Here is a 23,370-nt window from a genome sequence, read left to right as displayed (position 1 = left end):
CCTAGTCCCAACCGCAGGACTGGCCCTCATTCTGCTCTTCCAGGTACTCGGTCAGGGGCTCGAAATACTCGACCATGGCGCTCGCATCCATTTCGCGGGTACCGGTGAATTTCTCCAGTGTTTCCGGCCACGGACGGGACATGCCGGCCTCCAGCATCTCATTGAAGCGCTCACCAACTTCCTTGTTGCCGTAGATCGAGCAGCGGTGCAGTGGGCCTTCCCAGCCTGCCTGTTCACAGGCCGCCTTATGGAACTGGAACTGCATCACGAAGGACAGGAAATAGCGCAGGTAAGGCGTATTGCCCGGAATGTGATACTTGGCGCCGGGGTCGAAGGCGTCAGCCGGTCGCGGCGCTGGGGGCACAATGCCCTGGTTCTTCAGGCGCAGGTCCCACCAGGCCTTGTTGTAGTCTTCCGGCGCCGTCGTGCCATTCAGGACATCCCAGCGCCAGCTATCGACGGTCAGAGCGAAGGGCAGGAAGGCGATCTTGTCGAGCGCCGTCTGCATCAGCAGCGCCGTATCGGCGTCCGGGCCAGGTTTTTCATCTTCAGAGATCAGGCCGATCTGCTCCAGGTATTCTGGCGTGATCGACAAGGCGACGAAATCACCGATTGCCTCATGGAAGCCGTCATGGGCGCCATTTTTATAGAGATAAGGCTGGTCCTTGTAGGCGCGCTGGTAAAAATTGTGCCCGAGTTCGTGGTGGACCGTGAAGAAGTCCTCGGAGTTGATCTCCGTACACATCTTGATGCGGACATCTTCTTCATCGTCGAGGTCCCATGCCGATGCGTGGCAGACCACTTCCTTGCCTTCCGGCCGTGTGATCTTCGAGCGCTCCCAGAATGTTTCCGGAAGCGGATCCAGGCCAAGCGACGTAAAGAAGCCTTCGCCTGTCTCGACCATCTTGACGGGTGTGTAACCGCGCTCGTTCAGGCGCGTGGTGAGGTCGTAGCTGACGGGCGTCGTGTCCGGCTTGACGATGTCATAGATGGACGACCATTGCTGGGCCCACATGTTGCCAAGCAAGTCAGCGCGGATCGGGCCGGTCTTCGGCTGAACGTCATCGCCATAGGTCGCATTCAGCTTCGTACGCGCGTAGCAGTGGAGATCCTTGTACAGCGGCTCAACCTGGCCCCAGAGACGCTGAACTTCAGCTTCCATCTCTTCCGGCGGCATGTCGTAATTGGACAACCACATCTTATCCAATGTCGGATAGCCGAGTTCCTGCGCGCCTTCATTGGCAAGCGAGACCATCTTGGCGTAGTTAGCCTTCATCGGCGGCGACACGGTGCGCCAGCCCTCCCAGACAGCTTTCAGTTCTTCAGGATCGCGGGACGTCTCGATGATCGTGGATGCCTGGTCCAGATTGATCATCTCGCCTTTGTATTCAAACTTGCCTTTGCCATAGGTTGAGCTGAGGTCGGTCGTAATCGCCGAAAGTTCCTCTGCCGCACCTTCGCGGGAGGGGGCGGGGATCGTGATGCCGCTGCGCAGGATGCGGATCTTGCGGGCGACATCGTACGGCATAATGTCGACATTGTATTTCTTGGATTCATTGGCGAGCGAAACAGAAAGCTTGGTCATCTTCGCACCAGCTTCTGCGGCGGCCGCATCTGTCTCGTCGGTGATGTTTGTCGCGTTGGCCCAGTAGGCGAGGGCTGTGACCTTGCTTAGCGCAGCCAGTTCTGTCTCGGCGCGCTTCACAAATGCGGTTGCTTCCGCGATTTCGGCTGCGGTTTCATCGATTTCGGGTGTTTCAACCAATGCGCCGTCGATTGCCGGCGTGGTGTCTGCGGCACAGGAAGCCAACGCGGCGCAAAGCGCTATGACACTGGCGGAAAGGGCGAATCTTTTCATGGATGGTCTCCTCCGGTTGAACGGGAGAAAACCGTGAACCCTCCGTAAGGTCAATCGGGTCGCTGCGCCTCAGGGCGCGCGTGTTTTGAGGGCCAATGCGTGCAGCTCTCCACCCATTTTGCCCTTGAGTGCCGCATAGACGAGCTGGTGCTGTTTCACGCGGGGGATGCCAGCAAATTGAGGACTGATGATCTCGGCTTGCCAATGGTCATTATCGCCAGCGAGGTCGGTCAGCACGATCTCCGCTTCGGGAAAAGCGTCCGTCAAATGCTCCATCAGAATTTCGCGTGACATACCCATGGGATTCTCCTCGATCTCCGGGCTCAATTGGGCTGCAAGGGCAGCCCCGTCAAGCTTGGCAGCGGACGCCTTGCACCTCAACCGGCGTCCTCCTACCGTCTGGCACGACGAAGCGAGAGGTCCTCATGAAGAGACAGATCTGGACGGTGGCAGCAGGCTTGATGGCGTTTCTGATACTGGGCCTTTTCTGGTTCCTGAATACACCACAGCCGACCCATGACGTATCTGTACCACTTCCTGAGGGAGAGTATGTTGATGCAGGTGAATTGCTGCACCTGACCGAAGTTCTTTCGAACGACGCACTTGAAGGCCGCGCGATCGGTACGCCGGGCAACGAAGCGGCGCGTGGATTTCTGAGAAAGCGTTTTGAAACACTGCGCCTCACCAAAATCGGAGACTCTTACGAACACACGTTCACGGTTTTACCGGAGCCGGGTGCAGAAAATGCCCAGCCGGTTCAGGGAACAAACCTGATTGGCCTCATCGAGGGAAAGACGCCGGGTAAAGGGAAAATGTTGGCGATCACCGCGCATTTTGATCATCTCGGAGTCATTGATGGTGAAATATACAACGGCGCAGACGACAATGCCTCGGGCTCCGCTGCTCTGATCGCGGTGGCCGCATGGTTCACGGACCACCCGCCGGAACACGATATTCTTTTTGCGCTCGTTGATGGAGAAGAGCCCGGGGCGCTGGGCGCCCGCAACTTGATCCGGTCTGGAGAAATAGACCTGGACCGGATCGCGCTGAATATAAACTTCGACATGGTCAGCCGGTCCGACGTGAACGAACTTTATGTATCGGGGACATATCACAGTCCCGGCCTGGTTCCGTTCGTCGAAGGCCTTGCTGAAAAGACGCCTGTCAAGTTGCTCATGGGGCACGACCGGCCGGAGCAGGGCCCCGATGACTGGACAATGCTGTCAGACCAGGCAGCCTTCTTCGAAGCCGGTATCCCGTTTCTCTATTTCGGAGTCGAGGACTATGCCGACTATCATAAGCCTACAGATGACTTTGATCTGATCCCTGCGGAATTCTTTGTGCACTCTGCCGACACGCTGGTCATGGCGGCTATCGCCGCCGACAATGCACTCGACACGCTGGACTTCTCGCTGAAAAATCCGTTCGCATCGCCAACGGCCGAGTGACATCAGGCACGTCTTAACCTGGCATTTTTATATGTGTGACGCCGAGTGGCGCAGCATTGTTCTGGCCTTAAAATGCAGCCGTATCTCACGAGACATATTGATGTTTTTCCGTTCCGTGAATGAGGACGGGAGCCGTGCTTCTGCCGCAACATGTGCAGATTCCTGAAATCCAGCAGGAACTGCTTCTCCGGGCGCTCCGTTGGGCAGGCGTCTCCGCTGCTCTCTGGCGGGGGTCAAGAGCTAGAACAGTTTCTGCAAGGATTTAGGACCATGCTGAAGTATATTCTCGCCGCAACGGTTGCCACGGGTATCGCAGGGGCTGCGGCCGCACAGGACAATGTGCCTCTATGTGGAAGGCGGTTACCAGTATCTTGAAATCGAGCCGGATGGTGCAGACAGCGGGGTCGACACCAATGTAATCGGCTCACGTCTCGGTTACCAGTTCAACTCGATCTTCAGTATCGAAGGTGAGCTTGCTTCCGGTATCGACGATGGTGAATTCGACTACAATGTTGATGAAGACTCGTTCGATCTTGACGACAACAATGACGGCGACTTCAATGACCTGATCGCTGCTTTCGGCGATATTGGCCTGAACTATCTGGTCGGCCTGTATGGTAAGGCAGAAGTTCCGCTGACGGATCGTCTCGATGCCTATGCGCGGGCTGGCTACGCCTATATCGATCTGGATGCATCAATCCAGACGCCGGGTAGCGCAACCCTCACAACAATCGAAGATTCCGAGGAGGGCCCGGCGTTCGGTGCTGGCCTCAGCTATGACCTGACCGAAAATGTCTACCTGAAAGGCGACTACACTTACTACTCCTTCGAGGACACCGACACGAACGGTATCATGCTTGGAGTCGGCTACAAATTCTAAACTGGCCGTATCCAACTGTGCCCTTCTCGCAGTATTGCGGGGAGGGCGCACTCAATTAGTCCACTGAGTTCATATAAGTCGGCAGCCAACCTTCGTGTGCGTCACGAAGCGTCTTCAGGGGCACGGTGTACTCTGTGCCATCCTTGCCTGTTCCCGTTCGCAGTACGATACTGTCGCCGCCAAATTTTCCCAACACCGCCGGCAGGAAGCCGTGTGATTCCCACTCACGACACTGGTCTTCGGTTGCCGCAATCAGATACCGTCCCTGGTCCTCGCCGAAGAGACCCGGCTCCGAACGCGTCTCTTCCGGATCGCGGTCGGGCACGAGTGTCACGCCGCAGCCGGAGGCCAATGCCATTTCCGCAGCGGCGCAGGCGATGCCACCATCGCTGACGTCGTGCACAGCATTGACGAGGCCTCGCTCGATCAGGCTGCGGACAAATCCGCCAATCCGGACTTCTTCTGCAAGATTGACGGGAGGGGGCGCACCAGCATCTTCGCCCTTTAGTCCAAGCACAACACGGGCATAGAGCGAAGCGCCAAGTGCACCAGCAGTTTCGCCAATGACATACAGCATGTCTCCGGGCTGCGCACCCTTCAGTGTCGCGGTCTTGGCAAGGTCCTCGATTAGCCCCACACCACCGACAACGGGCGTTGGCGGAATTGCGACGCCGTCAGTCTCGTTATAGAGCGAGACGTTGCCGGACACGACCGGAAAATCAAGTTCACGACAGGCTTCAGCCATGCCTTCAATGGCCTTCACGATATAGCCCATCGTGTTCGGCTTTTCGGGGTTCCCGAAATTCAGATTGTCCGTGATAGCGATGGGCGATGCACCGACGGCGGTCAGATTGCGGTAGGCTTCGGCCACCACAGCCTTGCCGCCTTCATACGGGTCAGCGGCCACATAGTGCGGATTGCAGTCCGAACAGATCGCGAGCGCCTTGTTGGTGTTGTGTATACGGACGATAGCTGCATCACCGCCAGATTGTGAGCTGTCGATTGTGTCGCCCATCACATGCCGGTCATACTGTTCCCAAACCCAGCGCTTGGATGCCATGTCAGGTGAAGACATCAGCTTCAGAAGGGTTTCGCCATAGTCTGCAGGTTCCGGGTATTTTGTAATATCCAGCGGTGCGCGCTTCGGTGGCTCGTTCCAGGGGCGGTCATAGTTCGGCGCGTCGTCAGCCAGCGGCGCGACGGGGATATCGCATACCACCTGGCCAAACTGTTTCAGCACGAGATGGCCGCTGTCTGTCGTCTCGCCTATGACTTCGGCATCGAGGTCGTATTTGTTGAAGATCTGTTTGGCGACGTCGATCTTGTCGGGGTAGAGAACCATGAGCATGCGCTCCTGGCTTTCTGACAACATGATTTCATAGGCGGTCATGCCTTCTTCGCGCTGAGGCACCTTGTCGAGGTCCATGACCACGCCGATGCCTTCGCCATTCTCGCCGCCGCTGGCAGCCATCTCGACGGATGAAGAGGTGAGACCTGCTGCGCCCATGTCCTGAATGGCCTGAATGGCATCGGTCGCCATCAACTCAAGGCAGGCTTCGATCAACAGCTTTTCCGTGAACGGGTCGCCGACCTGAACTGTGGGACGCTTCTCTTCATCGCCTTCAGAGAATTCGGCCGACGCCATCGTTGCACCATGGATGCCGTCGCGGCCGGTCTTGGAGCCGACATAGAAAATCGGATTACCTGGCGTTGCGCCGCGCGCGTAGAAGATCTTGTCCTGATCGGCCAGACCGACCGCCATCGCATTGACGAGGATATTGCCGTTATATCCTTCGTCAAACTGGGTCTCGCCTGCCACGGTCGGGACGCCGACGCAGTTCCCGTATCCGCCGATGCCTGCCACGACGCCGGCCACCAGATTACGGGTCTTCGGATGATCCGGCGAACCAAAGCGCAGGGCGTTGACCAGCGCGATCGGACGAGCCCCCATGGTGAATACGTCGCGCAGGATCCCGCCGACCCCGGTCGCCGCGCCCTGATACGGTTCGATGTAAGAGGGGTGGTTGTGGCTCTCCATCTTGAAGATGGCGGCCTGCCCATCGCCGATATCGATCACGCCGGCGTTCTCGCCTGGTCCCTGGATAACACGGTCGTTCTTCGTGGGAAATTTGGACAGGTGCCGCCGGGATGACTTGTAGGAGCAGTGCTCTGACCACATCACCGAATAAATGCCGAGTTCGACGAGGTTGGGCTTGCGGTTCAGGCGAGTAATGAGCCGGTCCCATTCGTCTGCCTTGATGCCGTGTTCCAAGCCGGCAGCTTCGTCCTGCTCGGCGGTGAGATGGTCGAGGATCGCAGTTGTATCGGTCATGGCCGGGCTTTAGCGGCAAATTCCACGAGTCGCCAGCGTCTATTGCCATCAAAGCACCTGCATCCCTGACATAAGGCGCGGATACGAAAACGGGCCCGCCTCATGAAAGGCGGGCCCGTCCTGTTTTCAGCTCATTCCGTCTTGAAGACGGGCCGAGGCACTTACCAGTTGTAGCTGGCGCGTGCGTAAACGAAGCGGCCCGAGAAGCCGTAGGGGCTGCGGCTCGAATACGGGAAGATGCCGTTGAAGTTCAAGCCATCCGGCGTCATCGTCGGATATTCGTCGAGCAGGTTGTCTGCGCCGACGCCAACGCTGAACTTGTCGGTGACATTGAAGTTCACAGACGCATCGATGACCCAATCAGCATCCAGGGTGAAGTCGTTGTCCGGATTGTTCGACGGCACCAGGACTTCGCCAAAGCGCGTTGCGCGAAGGACGAAATCAGCCTGCTGGTAGGTGTAGTTGCCTGCGAGGATGAATTTCGTCTCAGGCGCACTCTCTTCCAGGGTCAGCGTGTTGGAACGGCTGAACAGCGTCAGGTTCGGAATGACCGTATTGTCCGGCACGTGCGTGACTTCCGTTTTCGAGTAGTTGAACGCTGCTGAAGCGTCCAGGGTGCCCAGGTTCCCGAAGTCGAACCCGTATTTGGTCACGATATCGACGCCCTTGGATTCGGTTTCGATACCGTTCTGGAAGAAGCGGACGCGCTGCACACCGGTCACGCCGGCTGCGGCGAGCACGGCATCAACATCATCACCGCCCAGGTTCTCCGTCAGGAAGATCTGGTCGTCGATGTTGATCTGATAGGCATCGATCGTGACGAACCAATCCGGAGTTGGTGTCAGAACCAGGCCCAGCGAGTAGCTGGTCGATTCTTCTGCATCCAGCTGGCCACCGCCAAGTGCGACCGCAGCAGCGGAAGTCGCCGGGAACGTACCGACTTCGAACGGCACACCATCAATGAAGTTGGTGGAGATGGCCGTAAAGTACTGCTGTTGCAGGCTCGGTGCGCGGAAGCCGGTCGAGATGGCACCACGGACAGCAACCTGATCGGTGAAGTCGTAACGGCCGGCAAGCTTGCCGGTCACAGCATCACCAAAGTCGGAGTAGTCTTCGTAGCGAACCGCTGCAGAGATGAGCGTCTGGTCGTTCGGCACCCATTCGACTTCAGCGTAGATGCTGGCGGCATCCCGGCTGACATCGACTTCCGATTCAGGCGTGAAGCCCGGGAAGACCTGGCTGCCTGCGGCAGCCGGGAGGGGGCCCTGAATGTAGGACGCTTCTTCACCCGCGGTGATTTCGAAGCTCTCATCGCGGTATTCGGCACCAAATGCCAGCGAGGTTTCGCCCGGCAAAAGGTTGTCGAAGGTTTTGACGATGTCGGCGTTCACAGTGACCTGGTCAAAGGCCAGGGCGCCGGCATTGAACGACGTTTGGCTGGTCGGTCCGATAGAAGCGTTGAGAGAATTGTTGACCGAGTAGTCCAACTCGTTGGAGCCATACACAGCGCTCACGTCATAGTCCCAGCCGCCTGCGACGCCGCGAACACCACCACCCAGAGAGTAGTCGGTCACATCACCGCCGATAACCGGCAGGAAGCCGCCCGGATAGATTTCCGGCACGTTCCGGGAATCATTTGCGCGACGGTAGAAGCCGGGGCTTTCACCCTCACGATCCTGAACGCCACCGAAAGCGTAGAGTTCGACACCGCTCTCCAGCGTGTAGCCGGAATTGAAGAAGAAGCTCACGTTCTCCGCACGGCCGTTGCCGTAGCGGTGGTTCAGGCGATCGAAATTACGCTCGACTTCGGCATAAGCCGGATCGTCCGGGAATTGCTGGCGCGGGTCGAGACCGGCCCGGTTCGATGCCTGGCGAAGGGAATACTCGCCCGACACCGTCAGGAAGCCGTTGTCGCCGAGGCCAAAGCCGGTCCAGCCGCCGATCGTGGTTGTCTGACCGTCAATCTCACTGCGGTTCAGGCCTTCTGGATCGGTGACGTTGGCGCCGTAACGGACATTCAGGCCACCGCCATGATCGTCTTCACGGAGGATAACGTTGATAACGCCGGCGATTGCGTCGGAACCGTACTGTGCCGATGCGCCGTCACGCAGGACCTGGACGTTGCCAATGGCGCTGGTCGGGATCGAGTTGAGGTCGACAGCTGCAGAGCCGCGGCCAACCGAACCATTGATGTTGACCAGGGAAGAGGAATGGCGGCGCTTGCCGTTCACAAGAACGAGCGTCTGGTCAGGGGAGAGACCGCGAAGCGTCGCCGGGCGGATGATGTCCGTGCCGTCATTGATGGCGGTTTGGTTGAAGTTGAAGCTCGGCACCGTCGTGCTGAGGATCTGGTTCAGTTCAACGCGGCCGGTTTCCGTAAGCTCTTCAACGGGGAACACGTCAACCGGAACGGCCGTTTCGAGGGCTGTCCGGTTGGCTGTGCGCGTGCCGGTCACAACGACTTGGCCCTGACGCAGCTCGTTGGAACCTGCTTCATCGCTCTCCTGAGCTGAAGCGACCGAAAGTGTAGTTGCGACGGCGATGGAAGACGCCGTGACAAGCAATGACTTCAAAATGGTCATTATTCTATGCTCCTGTCTGTTTTTTAACCTCACGAGGCCAGTTAATGCTGATTGGAGCGCCAAAACAGATGGAATTGGAAGATTCTTGCCTGAATAGCTTATATCATTGCAAAAGTGTGACGGATCCATCACACTTTAGCTGATCTAAAAACGTGCTTAGCAGCTGCAAAAACTATCTCTGGATGCCGGTTGGAGTCAGTAGATCTGCGGCTCCAGGCCGTTTTCCCGAGGGAGCGTGTCAGACGCTATCAACTTCCAGGATCAGCTTGATCTTGTCTTCTTCCGGCAGAAAGGATGCAGCAAAACTATTCTTCGCCAGTTGAACCAGTTGCTTGTCCGTCAGGTCGAGTGCTTCCTCGATGGCTTCATAGTTGCGGCCGATATAGCCGCCGAAATAGGCCGGATCATCAGAGTTGACGGTGACCAGCAGGCCGGCCTCCAGCTGTGCCTTCACCGGGCTGTCTTTGAGGTCATCGATCACGCAAAGGGCAAGATTCGAGAGAGGACAGTTGGTCAGCGGGGTTTGCGTATCATGCAGGATCTTGATCAAAGCCGGGTCTTCCATGGCGCGATTTCCATGGTCGATCCGATCCGCGCCGATGTCGAGTAATGCTTCGCGGACATAGGACGGCGGACCTTCTTCTCCTGCATGCAGGCACAGTTTGAAACCAAGTTCCCTGCATTTGGCGAACAGTCGTTCGAATTTCAGAGGCGGGTGGCCAACTTCCGAGCTGTCGAGGCCCACGCCGATGAACTTGTCGTGCCAGGGTTTTGACTCTTCCAGTAGCGCGAAGCCATCCTCTTCCGAGAGATGCCTCAGGAAGCTCATGATCAGTTCCGACGTGATTCCGAGTTCTTTTTTCCCACGCTCCAGCGCGGCCAGGATGCCCTCCGTCACCGTGCCGAACGCGACACCACGCTCTGTGTGGGCTTGGGGATCGTAGAACATCTCGACATGGCGCACATTGTCAGTTTTGGCGCGCTTGAGGTACGCCCAGGTCAGATCATGGAAGTCCTGCTCGGTGCGCAGCACATTCATGCCCTGATAATACAGGTCCAAAAATTCCTGAAGGTTGGCAAAATCGTAGGCGGCCTTTGCTTCTTCAAGTGTCTTGAACGGGATGTCGATCCTGTTCCTTTCGGCGAGTGCCATCATCATTTCCGGCTCGAAACTTCCCTCGATATGAAGGTGCAGTTCCGCCTTTGGCAGGCTTGCGATCAATTCAGCGTGTTTCGCCATTCAGAACCTCCAGAAGTGGGCCGAGATGTTTTTCATAGTTCCGCCAGCGTCCCGATGATCGCGTGTAGAGCGGCTCACGCACTTGCCACACGCTGGCTGTTTTCACTGGTGCTGCTGATTTATGGAATTCTAGGCAGGCCTGTTCAAAAGGCAGACCGATAAAGTCGAGCACTTTCTGCAAGATCTGTTCGGGATTCCTGACAAGCGCATCATAGGGGACATCGAGAATCTGGTCCGGTGCGGCCGTCTTCCAGTGCGACATGAGTTTCTCATACGCCCGATAGTGATAGCCGATGTTTTTCAGATCCGTCGCGTGGATCTGATGAGGGTCAAGGTGCGTGAAATACGTCGACAGACATACGTCTCTGGCGTCGCGAACGGTGTGGAGGATCTTCGCCTCCGGGAAGAGGCGAAGGATCATGCCGATATGAAAATAGTTATCTGGGCGTTTGTCGGTAACAATGCCGGTGACGCCGGGCAGGCGTGTATCAAGCCTCGCAATATATTCCTTCCGAGCCTTAGCTATCTCTGCGTTTGACGCGTCAGCGAGTTTTGCGGGGTAGGGTGAAAAATATTCCGCGCCGATCTGCGCGAGCAAGGGAAGCTCACCCATCGTCGAAACCTGGCTATGACCCGACAGGATCTGTTCCAGCAGCGTAGAGCCAGATCTGAATTGCCCAAGAATAAACACTGGCTGCACGGGCGAGTGGGGTAGGTCGATTTTTTCCGGTGTCGGCATCGCCATCAGAAAATCGATGATTGCGTCGTTCTTTCTGGAATCGAATGCCGGAAAGTTCTGTGGTCGATCCGCTTCCGCGGCTTTGTTCGCCCTCTCATAAGCGGCAAATGCTGAATCGTACTCACCAATGACATCGAGCATCTTGCCGAGAGAGAACTCCAGGTTCGCCCGCGATGTCGCAGGGATGTTGTCACGTTTGAGGGCGTCCTGAACCTGCTTCAAAATGGGGGCAGCCGTCGATTCTGGTCGGCTCATATTCGCGATCCTTGCCAGTGGCTCGGCGTCCGTGGGCGCGATATCGAGGGCCCTTTGGTAGAGTTCCATCGCTTGTTCAGCATGACCGAGATCTTCGTGGGTATTCGCCAGATTGAAGATGGCAGGGACGTAGTCTTCTTTGAACGCCAAAGCTGTCTCGTACGCCTGGATTGCCGCTTCCGGATTTAGCAGATCATCAGCCTGAATGACGCCCTTGTTGAGCCAGACTTCTTCCGGGCCGGAGATATGCCTAGCGAGCGCTTGATCATAGGCTTTCAGGGCGGCTACTGGCTGCCCACTGCGACGCAGCAGCCAGGCCAGATTGTACCAGCTGTCCGGAAGGTCGGGCTCGATCGCCAGAACTTCCTGGTAAGCGGTGATGGCTTCGGGAATGCGCCCGGCATTGCGAAGCGAAGACGCTTCGGAAAGGCGGGCCGACAGCACGTTCTGATCAACAGAAGAAGTCATACCGCCTCATACCGGGGCGGAAAGAGACTGGCCAGCGCTTCAGGCCGCAGTCAGCAGGCTCTCAAACAGGGCAAGACCGTCTTCGCCACCTTCGTGGCCGCCGATAGCTCGTTCCGGATGCGGCATCAGGCCTAGCACGCGGCCGTTTGTGCTCAGAATGCCGGCAATATCCCGGGCGGACCCGTTCGGATTGCTGCCTTTGGCATAACGGAAAGCGACATGACCTTCACCTTCAATCCGGTCGAGGGTGGCGTCATCGGCGTAGTAGTTGCCGTCATGGTGCGCGATGGGAATAACCACATCATCGCGTCCCTGGTAGGCGCTGGTGAATGCCGTGTTGGCGGTTTCCACGGTCAGAGGCTGCGGCTTGCAGACGAAATGTAGCGACGCGTTGCGCATGAGGGCACCCGGCAGAAGACCCGTTTCGCAAAGGATCTGGAAGCCATTGCACACGCCCAGAACATATCCGCCGCGCTCGGCATGGGCCTTTAGCTGAGAGATGACAGGAGAATTGCCCGCAATTGCGCCGCAACGCAGGTAATCCCCGTAAGAGAAGCCACCGGGGACCATGACAAAATCCGTTCCGTCGGGGATCGTCCCGTCCTTGTGCCAGACCATGGCCGGTGCCTTGCCGGTCACCTTGAGGAGTGCGTCGTGAGCATCACGATCACAGTTCGAACCTGGAAAGACAATCACAGCGGTTTTCATGGCGCACCCTTTAGCAAGGAGTCGGGGCGGAAGGGAACGGGGTAATTCCTCTCAGGAAGCAGAAATGAAAACGCCACCCGACTGTGGCAGGTGGCGCTTTCAGCATCATTCTGCTGCGTCTCAGCGCTTTTCGATCGGAACATAGTCCCGCTTCGCTGCGCCGGTATAGATCTGGCGCGGGCGGCCGATGCGCTGGGTCGGATCGTCGATCATTTCATTCAGCTGTGCGACCCAGCCAACGGTGCGGGCGAGAGAGAACAGCACAGTGAACATCTGCTTCGGGAAACCGATCGCGTCGAGAATGATGCCCGAATAGAAATCGACATTCGGATAGAGTTTCTTCTCGATGAAGTATTCGTCCTCAAGCGCGATCCGCTCCAGCTCCATCGCGACCTTCAGGATTGGCGTGTCCTTGAGGCCCAGGAGATCGAGCACTTCGTGGGCCGATTCCCGCATCACTTTGGCGCGCGGGTCGTAATTCTTGTAAACGCGGTGTCCGAAGCCCATCAGGCGGAAGGGGTCATTCTTGTCCTTGGCTTTCTCGATGAATTCCGGGATCCGCTCCACCGAACCAATTTCGTGCAGCATGTTGAGGCAAGCTTCGTTGGCGCCGCCGTGGCTTGGTCCCCAGAGACAGGCAACGCCGGCAGCGACCGCGGCAAACGGGTGTGCGCCGGAAGAGCCTGCCAAGCGAACTGTCGAGGTCGAAGCGTTTTGCTCGTGGTCCGCGTGAAGGATGAAGAAGCGGTCCATGGCTTTTGCGATGGCCGGGTCCACTTTGTAGTCTTCAGCCGAAACCGAGAAGCACATGTTCAGGAAGTTTTCAGCGTAGGAGTACTCGTTCCGCGGATCGACGAATTTCTGGCCGAGATTGTATTTCAGGATGCGGGCGCAAAGGGTAGGCATCTTTGCAAGAAGGCGGATCGAGTTGAGACGGCGCTCGGCAGGGTCCTCGCTATCCATGGCGCCCGGATAGAAGGAGGCAAGACCGCCCACGGTTGCCGTCAGCATGGCCATCGGGTGGCTGTCACGGCGGAAGCCCTCGAAGAACCGGTCCATCTGGGTGTGCAACAGGGTGTGCTGCTTGATGGTGTCGTTGAACACTTCCAGTTCCGACGTCGTAGGCAGCTCACCGTACAGGATCAGATGGCAGACTTCCGGGAAGGTGGATTGTTCGGCGAGTTGTCCGATCGGGTAGCCGCGGTGCAGGAGAACGCCTTCATCTCCATCGATGAAAGTGATTTGGCTTTCACAGCTGGCCGTCGATGTGAAACCCGGATCGAACGTGAAATGGTTCGTTTCGGCATAAACGCGGCGGATATCGATTACGTCCGGACCGTGTGTTCCGGAAAGCACCGGAAGGTCATAGGAATTTCCGGCCACATCCAGTTTAGCAGTGCCGTTCGGTTTCGTTTTATTTTCCATCAGCCTTACCTTCAAACCCTTCTTGTTTCTCAGGCGCCCGGAGAACTTTCCGGCGCCAGTTGATCCTCAATTCGTCCAAGCGCTTCTTCGCGGCCGAGCCACTCCAGTACCGGCGCAATATCCGGTGCTGGTAGGCCGCCTGTGAGTGCAGCGCGTAGCGGTTGGCCTATCTGCCCCATAGATAGACCTTGTGCAGTGCAATAATTAGATATCGTCACCGAAATATGATCTGCCGTCCATTCCGGCAGTTGCTGCAGTACGTCGCGCAACCCGCGCAAACGGTCAAGCCCCTCCCCGGAGACAGCTTTGCGCGCTTTCTTGTTCAATTCCAAAGGCCTTTTGGCCAGCAGGAATGCAAAAGATTGCGCCAGTTCAGGCAGGGTCGTGCCTCGATCCTTCATGTGAGGAAGGGCTGCTCTCAGACGCGGTTCTGCGTCGTCGATAGTGCCCGCGGCTTCCCAGTATGGCCTTAGCAGCGTGAAAAGGCGGTCATTGTCAGCGAGCCTCAGGAAGTGCGAATTGACCTGGCCGAGTTTGTCCAGGTCTAGGCGGCCCGGTGCTCGGTTGATTCCTGAGATGTCGAAAGCAGCGATGGCCTCTTCATCGGTGAAGATTTCCTGGTCGCCGTGGCTCCATCCGATCCTCAGAAGATAGGCCCGCATCGCTTCCGGCAAGTAGCCCATCTCGCGATAGGCGAGTGTCGAGAGTGCGCCATGGCGCTTGGATAGTTTGGCGCCATCGGCACCATGAATCATCGGAACATGCGCCATCTTCGGAATATTCCAGCCCATCGCCTCATAGATCGGGATCTGGCGGAAGGCGTTCCGCAAATGGTCATCGCCTCGGATAATATGGGTGATGCCCATGTCATGGTCATCGACGACGACCGCCAGCATATAGGTCGGGGTGCCGTCGGCGCGGAGCAGGATGAGGTCATCAAGTTCACCCGCCAGGATGCGGACGGTCCCTTGTACGCCATCTTCCAGAACACGCTCTCCGCCATCGGGAGCTCTCAGTCGTACGGTGAATGGGGCATCCTGGGCTGGCGGCGGGGCGCCATCACGCCACGGAGAGCGGTAAGGGGCCAACAGGGCATGTGCCTCGGCCAGTAGCGAAGCTTTTTCATCTTCAGAAAGCCCTTCAGCCTTGGCCGCCTGGCGCTTTTCTTTACCAAGCTCTCGCCGCGCCTGCAGCTCTTCCTGCGTCGTGTAGCAGCGGAATGCCGTGCCACGCCGTATCATCTCTTCAGCCACCTCAGCATGGCGTCCTGCGCGTTCGAACTGCATTATCGGGGGCTCATCCGGTGTCAGTCCGAGCCACTCCATGCCCTCAAGGATCGCTGCGGTTGCTTCTGGCGTAGAGCGTTCGCGGTCGGTGTCCTCGATACGGAGAAGAAACTTCCCGTTGTTGTGTTTCGCGAACAGGTAGTTGAAAAGTGCCGTACGGGCACCGCCAATATGGAGCATGCCGGTGGGAGAGGGGGCAAATCGCGTGACGATGTCCATGTCTCGTGAGGGCTCCGATTGATGCTACAAATGAGGCGTCCCGGCTGGCAGAAACACAAGGTTGCTCCTGAAGGCAAGGGGCTGGCGCAAGCTATTGCAGCACTGTGGGCCAGCCTTTGGTCGATAACGGAAATCGATACTCGCCCGCTGCTGCTCGGCTTTTCCCTTTGTGCGGGAGTAATTGTCTATTTCTCGCGGAAGACTGAGCCTCTGATCTGGCCCTGTGTCGTTGCCACAATCATCGCTGGCGCCTTTTGAATGACCTGCCGTCTGACATAGAGGATGTCTCTGCTGAGCCTTCCTGCATTGGTTCTGCTGGGGATATCCGGCGGGTTCACTGCTGGTGCAGTCCGGACCGCTATGGTCGCTGCACCTGTCATCAAGTCCGATGCAGATCCCGTCATGCTGGAAGGGTGGGGCACGAATTTGCGGTGGCCCGACGTGCTGCAATCGGGTGGTATCACCGTCAAGGCCGGTGGAGAGGGGCTCATATTTCAGAGAGCACCAAAATGCGGAAAGCGACCTTGGCGGGCGTGCCCCTAGTCGTAGCGGCGAACAAGCGCAACCAGGCGACCCTGCACGGCGACACGGTCCGGGCCAAAGATACGGGTCTCATAGGCTGGGTTGGCAGCCTCAAGCGCCACAGAGGCACCTTTCCGGCGCAAACGCTTCAGTGTGGCTTCCTCACCATCGATCAGTGCCACAACGATATCGCCGGTGCTCGCCGATTCCGTCCGGCGGCAGATCACGATGTCACCCTCCAGAATGCCGGCGTCGATCATCGAATCCCCCTGAACCTCCAGAGCAAAATGCTCCTCACTATCAGACAGGCCATCGGGCGCATTCACATGACCATTGTCCTGCTGGATGGCTGAGATCGGCAGACCCGCTGCAATCCGTCCGATCAACGGCACAGTACGGGGCGAAGCTTCTGCAGCTGGGCGGCCTGCAGAGACAAGAGCAGGGCGGAAATCCTTCCGGCCGCGGGGTGTGGAACTCGCCACCGCAGACTCTGGCAGTTTCAGGACTTCCAGAGCGCGAGCCCGGTGCGCGAGACGGCGAATGAAGCCGCGCTCTTCGAGCGCGGTAATCAAACGGTGGATGCCGGATTTCGATGCCAGATCGAGCGCTTCTTTCATCTCGTCAAAGGATGGGGAGACACCCGTTTCCTTGATACGTTCATTGATGAAGAGCAGGAGCTCTTTTTGCTTGCTAGTCAACATGTTGAGCCGCCTTGGGTCCGAATCTTTGTTCACATGTGTTCTACATGTGTTCACCGTTCGGGTCAATCGCTCCCGGCGGCGCGGAGCGCTGCGACAGCGGACTGCCGGAGCGATCCACGCTTCATCAGGCTTTCACCAATCAGGAAGCGTCGTGCCCCGCACTTCCGCAGTCGAACGATATGTTCCGGTGTGGAAATGCCGCTTTCCGCCACCAGTTGCCGGTCCTGAGGTATGAGAGGCGCCAGCCGCTCAGTGGTCGACAGTTCGGTCACCATGCGTTTCAGATCGCGATTGTTCACGCCAATCAGCTGCGACGGCAAGCGCAAACCACGTTCGAGCTCAGCTTCATTGTGCGTCTCCACAAGGACGTCCATTCCATAGTCGATCGCGCAACTTGTCAGTTCGGCTGCCTGTCCGTCGTCCAGGCTTGCCATGATGACCAACACGCAATCCGCCCCCCAGGCACGGGCTTCGGCAACCTGTATCGGATCGATCATGAAGTCCTTGCGTAGCATGGGAATGCTGACGGCCCTCCGGATCGCGGCAAAGTCCTGAAGGCTGCCGCCAAAGCTTGGGCCATCCGTCAGAACCGACAGGCATGCCGCGCCACCCGCTTCGTACTCCGTCGCGATTCCGACAGGATCGGCGCCAGGCAGGATTTCACCTGCGGAAGGGCTTTTGCGCTTCAGTTCGCAGATCAATGCATTCTGATCCGTGTCGGTAACGGCCGAAAGGGCTTTGGCGAACCCACGCGGTGAACCCGCGGACCGGGCTTTGTTATCCAGGTCGGAGAAACAGGTCTCGCGCTTCAGAGCCGCGACCTCATCGCGCTTGTACTCAATGATTTTGTCCAGCGCCGTTGTCATTCGAGCGGTTCGCCCCGAGAAAGCGCCACGAGCTTGCGAAGCGTCTGTTTTGCATTTCCTGAATCGATGGCCTCGGCCGCCATGCCAGCGCCTTCCTTCAGGTCTGCTGCCTTGCCATGAACATGCAGGCCCGCCGCCGCGTTCAGCAATACTGTCGCGCGGAAGGGAGTTTCATGTCCATCCAGCAGCTCGGTTATTGCCAGCGCGTTGCCGGCGACGTCTTCACTCTCCAGGGCCGAAAGGGGATGAGTGTCCAATCCGGCATCCGAGGGATGAATCTCGAAGTCTTTCAGTGATCCGTCTTCCGTCACCTCGCAGACCTTGCTCGGTCCGGCGATCGAGAGTTCGTCAATTCCGTCGAGCCCGTGTACCACCCAGGCTCGTTCAGTCCCGAGGCGGCCAAGAGTCTCAGCCATCGGGTGCACCCATTCCGGACCGAAAACGCCAAGTACCTGGTGACAGGCGCCTGCGGGATTGGTCAGCGGACCAAGCAGGTTGAAGATGGTGCGGATCCCGAGCTTGGCCCGAACAGGCGCAACATGGCGCATAGCGCTGTGATGACTGCGGGCAAACAGGAAGGCGACGCCTGCGCCGTCAAGGCAATTGAGGAATTCTTCCTCACTGATCTCCAGATTTACTCCAAGCGACTCCAGCACGTCCGCTGAGCCCGTCTTAGGTGGTACGGAGCGGTTTCCATGCTTGGCGACACGGCCACCCGCCGCAGCGATAACGATCGCGCTGGCGGTGGAGGTGTTGAGGCTTTTCCAGGGGAGACCGCCGGTACCGCAGGTGTCGAGCAGGGGCCCGTCCGTCGCAACCTTGCGTGCGTGCTGTCGCATGATGGTTGCGCCGGCTGTCAGTTCATCAGCGGTTTCACCGCGCACCGCCAGACCCATCAGGAATGCGCCGATTTCTTCAGGCGCTGCATCTCCTGACAGGAGCATATCGAACGCGCCTTTCAGCATGTCGTCTTCGAGCGGTTCGCGACGCGCGAGCGCTTTGAGCGCAATAGAGAGAGAAGTGTCAGTCATGGGCCGCAACCGATAGCGGTCTTGGTCCCGTCGCTCAATAGCTGACCCAGGCATGGCTCAGAGTTTGTCGAGCCAGTTCTTTAGGAGCGCGTGACCGTGCTCTGTCAGGATGCTCTCCGGGTGGAATTGCACCCCATAGACCGGACGGGTCTTGTGATGCAGAGCCATGATTTCGCCATCGTCAGTGTAGGCATCCGCGACCAGATCCTCTGGAAGGTCTTCCGGACGGACGGCTAGTGAGTGGTAGCGAACCACGCGGAACGTTTCTGGCAGCCCTTCAAAAAGGTCACCGCCGCTCTGGTGAATGTCCGATAACTTGCCGTGCCGGATTTCCCGGGCGGTGATCACTTTCCCGCCAAAAGCCTGCCCGATGGACTGATGCCCAAGGCAGACGCCGAGAATGGGCAGATCGTCCGGCGCTTGCCGGATAAAGTCGACGCAGATCCCGGCTTCATTTGGTGTGCACGGACCAGGGGAAAGGAGTACGCCATCGGCTCCACTCGCCAGCGCGTCTTCGACTGTCATTTCATCGTTGCGGACAACCGTCGTGTCTGCGCCCAGCTCTTCCAGATAGTGGACGAGGTTCCAGGTGAAGCTGTCATAGTTGTCTATGACGAGGATTTTCTTCCGGCTCATTGGTCGAACTCGTAAGCTGCAGCCAGTTCGGCGGCGCGTTTTAAGGCTCCGGCCTTGTGCTGGGTCTCGTCATATTCGTACTGCGGATCGGAATCGAGCACGACGCCGCCTCCCGCCTGAATATGAAGCTTGCCATCTTTCAGGACAGCAGTCCGCAGAGCGATGCAGGTATCCAGATCACCGTTCCAGCCGAAATAACCCACCGCGCCGCCATAAATCTCGCGGGCGTTTGTTTCCATTTCGTCGATGATCTGCATGGCGCGGATCTTTGGTGCCCCGGAGACCGTCCCGGCAGGGAAGCCTGCAAACAGCGCATCGACCGCGTCTAAGCCTTCCCGTAGGTCGCCTTCGACATGGCTAACGATGTGCATCACGTGACTGTAGCGCTCGACGATGAACTGTTCCGTCACCTGAACACTTCCGTATGCAGCGACACGGCCGACATCGTTGCGGCCGAGATCTAGCAGCATGAGGTGTTCGGCAATTTCCTTAGGATCATTCAGCAGGCTTTCAGCCCGTTTCGCGTCTTCCAGCGGATCGCCGGAACGCGGACGAGTTCCGGCGATTGGCCGGATGGCGACGCGTCCGTTCCGGACACGAACAAGAATTTCAGGGCTGGAGCCGACAAGGCGGACGTCGCCGAGGTTCATGTGAAACATGAATGCCGAGGGGTTTAGCCTCCGGAGGGCACGATAGAAGCTGATCGACTTCTTGTTGAACGGTGTCGAGAAGCGCTGGCTGGGGACTACCTGGAAGATATCGCCTGCCTTGATGTACTCCCGGCATTGGTCGACGATCTCGAAATAGCGCTCCTTGCTTGTGTTAGAAGTCAGTTCGACCGGCTCTGCCGATTGGTCCGCTGGGGGCAGGACGGGCAGTGACTGGAGCTGCTGTTCTATTTCGTCGAGCTGCCGATTGATTTCATCCTCATTGCCATTTTCGATCCGTCCAATCAGCAGCAATTCCTGATAGATGTGATCAAACACAATGACGACTTTCGGAATAACCAATAGCGCCTCAGGCACATTGAGCGCTGCAGGTTTGGTTATTGTGACCGGTTCGACATGCTGGATCATGTCGTAACCGACATATCCAAATGCGCCAGAAGCCATGGGCGGCAGGTCTTCTTCAGTTTCAGCCCGGGCAGAGGTCACAAACGCACGCAAAGCCTCCACGGGCGTACCCTCAAAACGCTTCGCGTCGGAGAAGTCCGCCTGAGTAGCGGTCTCAGCCACGCCATCCAGAATCCGAAACCAGATCTGCGGTGCACCGCCGATGAAAGAATAACGGCCAAGCCGCTCCCCGCCGGCGATGGACTCGAACAGGAAACTGCCAGGTGTGTCGACACCCAGTTTCAACATGGCACCTACTGGCGTTTCGACATCCCCGATCCGCCGGCGAACGATCAGTTTGGCCTGGCTCATTGGTCTGTCGAGATCGACGCCTTGTAGGCGTTGTAAGCTGCGTTGTTGACCCGGAGCTTCACGGCACCCGCCATTTCAGCTTCCATTGCTTCTGCCAGGTCTGAATCGAGTGTGGAGATCAGGACGCTTGAAGCGTTCGGAGCTGCGGCGCTCAGGTCCGCTGCAGACGGATCATTTACAGACTTGAGCTGAACGATCATGTACTTGTCGCCTGCGCGATTGGGATAGGTGAAGACTTCACCGGGCTTTCCGGAAAAGATGCCACCAATCGCTGAATTCGGCAGTCCGCTGTCTTCAGCGTTCATCCGGGTCACCGAAGCAGGGGGTGTTTCGATCTCGGCATTCACAGTGCGCGCTTCGGCTTCGAGCGTTGAGGTTCCGCTTTCGATCTTGTCCTTGATGGCCTGGACCGCCTTTTGGGCCGCTTCGCCCTCATTGCGCATGACGAGAGCTTGACGCACATCGTCCTTCACCTCTTCAAAGTCCGGTGTGGAAGGCGGAACAATCTTGCGGGTGGAGATGACATAAGTCGCATCATTTTTTGTGAACTGGCTCGACGTGTCGTTCACATTCATGGTGAAGGCTTGCTGGAAAGCATCGCCCGCATCAAGCAAGCCGATCATTGGCAAGCCATCTTCAGTGTATCCGTTTTTGTCGACCGGCTCGAATGATATCACCGGAACTCCGAGTTCGTCCGCGATCTGGTTCAGATCGAATCCCGCATTGATAGAGCGATCGAGGGCTTCAAGTTTATCATACAGAAGCAGCGTCGCCCGTTCGCGTGCCAGGCCTGTACGGATTTCTTCAGCTACGGATTCAATCGGAAAAACAGCGCCCGGCTGGATCGACACGAGACGCGCAATCAGCCACCGGCCATCGCCCATATCCTTCGGTCCGAAAAGCGCGCCACTTTGCTTGCCCGGGCCGAACATTGCGTCGCGAAGCAGCTGGTCTTCCACTTCTTCGGCCAAGGAGATTTTGGACTCGCGGGATACAACCCCCTGAAGGGTAGAGGGATCGGCGCCACCGGCAAGGGCGCCGAAAGCGTTTCGGGCGGCATCCCGGGAGTCGAACATCATCTCGACATATGTTCGCTGTTCAGGTTCGGAAAAGCGTTCCGACTTGCCAGCTTCATAGATGGTTGCGACTTCCTGCTCGGTGACTTCGACCTGGCTCAGGAAATCGTCAGCAGACACCTTTGCCAGATCAATCCCGCGCCGCTCCGGCTGTTTCAGCGCGTCGAGATTTTCATTGTAGAAGGCAAGAACTTCTTCTTCTGTGGGTGCTTCCGGTTTCGGCACATCGGCCGCATCGAGGATGAACCAGGCCACATCCCTGGATTCAGCTAGGTAACGCGACTGGACGGCCTTCATCACGTCTGGTGCCATCAGACCTGCGATTGTCGCTGTCTGGAGAGTCTGAAGGGTCAGATCGCTCTTTACCTGGTCCTCATACTCCTCCTGCGAGAACCGGTTTTGCGCCAGAACGCGCTGGTATGTCGCAAGGTCCAGTTCGCCCGTCAGCGGGTTCTTGAAGGCATCCTGCTTCCGGAGTTCCGCCACCACGGCATCTGCAGAGGGCGCGACGCCGATTTTGGACGCAAAGCCAAGAATGGTCGTCTGGGACTGTTCGAGCTGGAAAACCTGATCCACCATACCGCGCTCGAGCGCTTCATCCTTGGTGATCGGGTCGTCGTTCTGCAGGTTCACGTTCCGCAGCATAACTTCGATACGCCGGTCAAAGTCCTCGACCGTAACGGAAGACTTTCCGGCAGCCATAAGGTCGGAGCCGAGGCCGTTGCGGACCTGGTTGAAAATCTGGTCGACGCCCCAGAACGCCATGCCTGCAATGATGATCATGGCAATGAACTTGCCAAGAATCGATTGGGTCAGGCGTTTCATCAGCGCGAGCATGAGGCTGGTACTTTCAACTATTTGCAGGATGGCTCAGTGCTTGCTAGGCGACCCGGCAAAGTCAATCAAGATAGGTAACGCTGATGGCACGGACACTTATTGCCGGGAACTGGAAGATGAACGGGCTTCGCGCCTCGTTGGTGGAAATCGTCGCGATTGCGGGTGGCGTGACCCCGGCAAAGGAAAATATCGAGGCGCTGATCTGCGTTCCGGCAACGCTTCTCATGCAGGCTGCCGAACAGACTCGGGACTCGGCACTCAAGATTGGCGGAGAAACCTGCCACACCAATGAGAGCGGAGCTCATACCGGTGATGTTTCCGCTGAAATGCTCGCCGACGCTGGTGCGTCCTATGTGATTGTTGGGCATTCAGAGCGCCGCGCAGACCATGGTGAAACGAGTGAAGCTGTGGCTTCACAAGCTGCAGCAGCGCTTCGCGCGGGCATCACCCCCATCATTTGTGTCGGCGAGACAGCCGCAGAACGGGACAGCGGGAAAGCGATTGAGGTCGTCACGGGCATGCTGCGCGCATCGATTCCTGAGGGCGCTGCCGCAGCCAGCCTGGTCATCGCCTACGAGCCTGTCTGGGCAATCGGTACCGGCAATGTCGCCACTGTCGAGGCGGTCGACGAAATGCACAATGCCCTGCGGGCCTGTCTCGCAGATGTGTTCGGTTCTGAGGCGGACCTCATCCCGATCCTTTACGGCGGCAGCATGAAACCGGACAATGCTGGCGATTTGCTGGCGGTGGAAAACGTCAATGGCGGCCTGATTGGCGGTGCAAGCTTGAAGGCGACCGACTTTCTCGCCATTTACGCAAAAGCCTGATTTACCATTC

General features: G+C 57.8%; 19 protein-coding genes. 4 read left to right on the top strand and 15 right to left on the bottom strand.

Annotated elements, in window-relative coordinates; genetic code table 11:
• Window position 1: 1 nt before the first annotated feature.
• Window positions 2-1,858 carry a M2 family metallopeptidase gene (locus HY26_RS06345; RefSeq protein ID WP_112073124.1) on the bottom strand — a complete coding sequence of 619 codons (1,857 nt, stop codon included), beginning with the start codon at window positions 1,856-1,858 and terminating at the stop codon, window positions 2-4.
• Between the two features lie 69 nt (window positions 1,859-1,927).
• Entirely contained in the window at window positions 1,928-2,158 is a 231-nt protein-coding gene (locus HY26_RS06340; protein ID WP_034768101.1) for a BolA/IbaG family iron-sulfur metabolism protein, read from the bottom strand.
• Window positions 2,159-2,283: 125 nt separating this feature from the next.
• Between HY26_RS06340 and HY26_RS06335 the strand changes: the two genes are divergently transcribed.
• Window positions 2,284-3,306, top strand: coding sequence for a M20/M25/M40 family metallo-hydrolase (locus HY26_RS06335; protein WP_112073123.1), 1,023 nt, complete (start codon window positions 2,284-2,286; stop codon window positions 3,304-3,306).
• A gap of 337 nt (window positions 3,307-3,643) precedes the next feature.
• On the top strand, window positions 3,644-4,186 hold the full coding sequence (locus HY26_RS06330; RefSeq protein ID WP_233351548.1) for a porin family protein: 543 nt from the start codon (window positions 3,644-3,646) through the stop codon (window positions 4,184-4,186).
• A 55-nt stretch (window positions 4,187-4,241) separates the two neighbouring features.
• On the opposite strand, the gene purL is transcribed toward HY26_RS06330, so the two are convergent.
• The 7 genes from purL to gltX all read right to left on the bottom strand — a co-directional run bounded on the left by purL (window position 4,242) and on the right by gltX (window position 15,440).
• A complete protein-coding gene (gene purL / locus HY26_RS06325) occupies window positions 4,242-6,518 on the bottom strand; it encodes a phosphoribosylformylglycinamidine synthase subunit PurL (RefSeq protein WP_112073122.1) in 2,277 nt (758 codons plus the stop codon).
• A 161-nt stretch (window positions 6,519-6,679) separates the two neighbouring features.
• Window positions 6,680-9,100 carry a TonB-dependent siderophore receptor gene (locus HY26_RS06320; protein ID WP_158531432.1) on the bottom strand — a complete coding sequence of 807 codons (2,421 nt, stop codon included), beginning with the start codon at window positions 9,098-9,100 and terminating at the stop codon, window positions 6,680-6,682.
• Window positions 9,101-9,338: 238 nt separating this feature from the next.
• On the bottom strand, window positions 9,339-10,340 hold the full coding sequence (locus HY26_RS06315; protein WP_034767968.1) for an adenosine deaminase: 1,002 nt from the start codon (window positions 10,338-10,340) through the stop codon (window positions 9,339-9,341).
• A complete protein-coding gene (locus tag HY26_RS06310; RefSeq protein ID WP_051600154.1) occupies window positions 10,324-11,802 on the bottom strand; it encodes a sulfotransferase in 1,479 nt (492 codons plus the stop codon). The genes HY26_RS06315 and HY26_RS06310 overlap by 17 nt, the downstream gene beginning before the upstream one ends.
• 39 nt (window positions 11,803-11,841) lie before the next feature.
• Window positions 11,842-12,510 carry a phosphoribosylformylglycinamidine synthase subunit PurQ gene (gene purQ / locus HY26_RS06305; protein WP_034767970.1) on the bottom strand — a complete coding sequence of 223 codons (669 nt, stop codon included), beginning with the start codon at window positions 12,508-12,510 and terminating at the stop codon, window positions 11,842-11,844.
• Between the two features lie 120 nt (window positions 12,511-12,630).
• Window positions 12,631-13,935 carry a citrate synthase gene (locus HY26_RS06300; protein WP_034767971.1) on the bottom strand — a complete coding sequence of 435 codons (1,305 nt, stop codon included), beginning with the start codon at window positions 13,933-13,935 and terminating at the stop codon, window positions 12,631-12,633.
• 29 nt (window positions 13,936-13,964) lie between these two features.
• The gene (gene gltX / locus HY26_RS06295) at window positions 13,965-15,440 is read right to left on the bottom strand and encodes a glutamate--tRNA ligase (RefSeq protein ID WP_112073120.1); all 1,476 of its coding nucleotides are present in this window, start codon (window positions 15,438-15,440) and stop codon (window positions 13,965-13,967) included.
• An 18-nt stretch (window positions 15,441-15,458) separates the two neighbouring features.
• Here gltX and HY26_RS06290 point away from each other — a divergent pair, with 18 nt between their 5' ends.
• Entirely contained in the window at window positions 15,459-15,698 is a 240-nt protein-coding gene (locus tag HY26_RS06290; RefSeq protein ID WP_139068970.1) for a hypothetical protein, read from the top strand.
• A 281-nt stretch (window positions 15,699-15,979) separates the two neighbouring features.
• Here HY26_RS06290 and lexA read toward each other — a convergent pair whose 3' ends face one another.
• The 6 genes from lexA to HY26_RS06260 form a co-directional block, all read right to left on the bottom strand.
• On the bottom strand, window positions 15,980-16,663 hold the full coding sequence (gene lexA, locus HY26_RS06285; RefSeq protein WP_034767975.1) for a transcriptional repressor LexA: 684 nt from the start codon (window positions 16,661-16,663) through the stop codon (window positions 15,980-15,982).
• Between the two features lie 62 nt (window positions 16,664-16,725).
• A complete protein-coding gene (trpC, locus tag HY26_RS06280) occupies window positions 16,726-17,529 on the bottom strand; it encodes an indole-3-glycerol phosphate synthase TrpC (RefSeq protein ID WP_112073119.1) in 804 nt (267 codons plus the stop codon).
• Complete coding sequence (trpD, locus tag HY26_RS06275; protein ID WP_112073118.1) at window positions 17,526-18,560, bottom strand: anthranilate phosphoribosyltransferase; 1,035 nt, start codon at window positions 18,558-18,560, stop codon at window positions 17,526-17,528. The genes trpC and trpD overlap by 4 nt, the downstream gene beginning before the upstream one ends.
• A gap of 57 nt (window positions 18,561-18,617) precedes the next feature.
• Complete coding sequence (locus tag HY26_RS06270; RefSeq protein ID WP_034767980.1) at window positions 18,618-19,196, bottom strand: aminodeoxychorismate/anthranilate synthase component II; 579 nt, start codon at window positions 19,194-19,196, stop codon at window positions 18,618-18,620.
• A complete protein-coding gene (trpE, locus tag HY26_RS06265; protein WP_112073117.1) occupies window positions 19,193-20,620 on the bottom strand; it encodes an anthranilate synthase component I in 1,428 nt (475 codons plus the stop codon). Before trpE ends, HY26_RS06270 begins: the two co-directional genes overlap by 4 nt.
• On the bottom strand, window positions 20,617-22,521 hold the full coding sequence (locus tag HY26_RS06260; protein ID WP_158531431.1) for a peptidylprolyl isomerase: 1,905 nt from the start codon (window positions 22,519-22,521) through the stop codon (window positions 20,617-20,619). The genes trpE and HY26_RS06260 overlap by 4 nt, the downstream gene beginning before the upstream one ends.
• A gap of 95 nt (window positions 22,522-22,616) precedes the next feature.
• Between HY26_RS06260 and tpiA the strand changes: the two genes are divergently transcribed.
• Window positions 22,617-23,360, top strand: a complete 744-nt coding sequence (tpiA, locus tag HY26_RS06255; RefSeq protein ID WP_034767985.1) for a triose-phosphate isomerase — start codon at window positions 22,617-22,619, stop codon at window positions 23,358-23,360.
• Window positions 23,361-23,370 lie beyond the last annotated feature (10 nt).

Source organism: Hyphomonas sp. GM-8P (assembly GCF_003263315.1).
Taxonomy (GTDB): Bacteria; Pseudomonadota; Alphaproteobacteria; order Caulobacterales; family Hyphomonadaceae; genus Hyphomonas.
Note: the sequence above shows the minus strand (reverse complement) of the source record. Positions and strands in the feature narration are given on the sequence as shown.

Bases quoted from the DNA above. Each gene is read 5' to 3' on its own strand.
- purQ (WP_034767970.1), bottom strand. From the start codon at position 12,510: ATGAAAACCGCTGTGATTGTCTTTCCAGGTTCGAACTGTGATCGTGAT.
- trpC (WP_112073119.1), bottom strand. From the start codon at position 17,529: ATGACAACGGCGCTGGACAAAATCATTGAGTACAAGCGCGATGAGGTC.
- HY26_RS06345 (WP_112073124.1), bottom strand. From the start codon at position 1,858: ATGAAAAGATTCGCCCTTTCCGCCAGTGTCATAGCGCTTTGCGCCGCG.
- tpiA (WP_034767985.1), top strand. From the start codon at position 22,617: ATGGCACGGACACTTATTGCCGGGAACTGGAAGATGAACGGGCTTCGC.
- trpD (WP_112073118.1), bottom strand. From the start codon at position 18,560: ATGACTGACACTTCTCTCTCTATTGCGCTCAAAGCGCTCGCGCGTCGC.
- purL (WP_112073122.1), bottom strand. From the start codon at position 6,518: ATGACCGATACAACTGCGATCCTCGACCATCTCACCGCCGAGCAGGAC.
- HY26_RS06315 (WP_034767968.1), bottom strand. From the start codon at position 10,340: ATGGCGAAACACGCTGAATTGATCGCAAGCCTGCCAAAGGCGGAACTG.
- trpE (WP_112073117.1), bottom strand. From the start codon at position 20,620: ATGAGCCAGGCCAAACTGATCGTTCGCCGGCGGATCGGGGATGTCGAA.
- HY26_RS06260 (WP_158531431.1), bottom strand. From the start codon at position 22,521: ATGAAACGCCTGACCCAATCGATTCTTGGCAAGTTCATTGCCATGATC.
- HY26_RS06335 (WP_112073123.1), top strand. From the start codon at position 2,284: ATGAAGAGACAGATCTGGACGGTGGCAGCAGGCTTGATGGCGTTTCTG.
- HY26_RS06300 (WP_034767971.1), bottom strand. From the start codon at position 13,935: ATGGAAAATAAAACGAAACCGAACGGCACTGCTAAACTGGATGTGGCC.
- HY26_RS06320 (WP_158531432.1), bottom strand. From the start codon at position 9,100: ATGACCATTTTGAAGTCATTGCTTGTCACGGCGTCTTCCATCGCCGTC.
- HY26_RS06270 (WP_034767980.1), bottom strand. From the start codon at position 19,196: ATGAGCCGGAAGAAAATCCTCGTCATAGACAACTATGACAGCTTCACC.
- gltX (WP_112073120.1), bottom strand. From the start codon at position 15,440: ATGGACATCGTCACGCGATTTGCCCCCTCTCCCACCGGCATGCTCCAT.
- HY26_RS06330 (WP_233351548.1), top strand. From the start codon at position 3,644: ATGTGCCTCTATGTGGAAGGCGGTTACCAGTATCTTGAAATCGAGCCG.
- HY26_RS06310 (WP_051600154.1), bottom strand. From the start codon at position 11,802: ATGACTTCTTCTGTTGATCAGAACGTGCTGTCGGCCCGCCTTTCCGAA.
- HY26_RS06340 (WP_034768101.1), bottom strand. From the start codon at position 2,158: ATGGGTATGTCACGCGAAATTCTGATGGAGCATTTGACGGACGCTTTT.
- lexA (WP_034767975.1), bottom strand. From the start codon at position 16,663: ATGTTGACTAGCAAGCAAAAAGAGCTCCTGCTCTTCATCAATGAACGT.